Genomic DNA, 541 nt, shown 5'->3' with positions numbered 1-541 from the left:
ATCGTGCGCGACGCACTGGTCATGGGTCCGTGGCACGATATCGAGACCCGATCGCGCACGCACCGGCGCACCCCCATGGACTGGGACGCCGAACACATCCTGCTGCGCACCGTCCGATGCGTCAGCGGCACCGTCGAGCTGGTGATGAACTGCGAACCGGCATTCGACTACCACCGCGTCAGCGCGTCGTGGGAGTACTCAGGGCCCGCCTACGGTGAAGCCATCGCACGCGCCAGCCGCAACCCCGACTCGCACCCCACCCTGCGCCTCACCACCAACCTGCGGATCGGCATCGAGGGCCGCGAGGCCCGCGCCCGCACTCGGCTCACCGAGGGCGACAACGTGTTCGTCGCACTCAGTTGGTCCAAACATCCCGCCCCGCAGACCTTCGAAGAGGCCTCGGACAAGATGTGGAAGACCAGCGAGTCGTGGCGGCAGTGGATCAACATCGGCGACTTCCCCGACCATCCCTGGCGGTCCTATCTGCAACGCAGCGCGTTGACCCTCAAGGGGCTGACCTACTCGCCCACCGGCGCACTAC

The 541-nt window shown here is 66.9% G+C and carries 1 pseudogene; it reads left to right on the top strand.

Features of this window, described 5'->3' with window-relative positions:
* Positions 1-541, top strand: a pseudogene (locus IMZ11_RS43585) (glycosyl hydrolase family 15); the annotation flags it as partial.

The sequence above is a fragment of the Microtetraspora sp. AC03309 genome (assembly GCF_020826795.1).
GTDB classification, from domain to species: domain Bacteria; phylum Actinomycetota; class Actinomycetes; order Streptosporangiales; family Streptosporangiaceae; genus Microtetraspora; species Microtetraspora glauca.
This window is presented reverse-complemented; position numbering and strand designations above follow the sequence as displayed.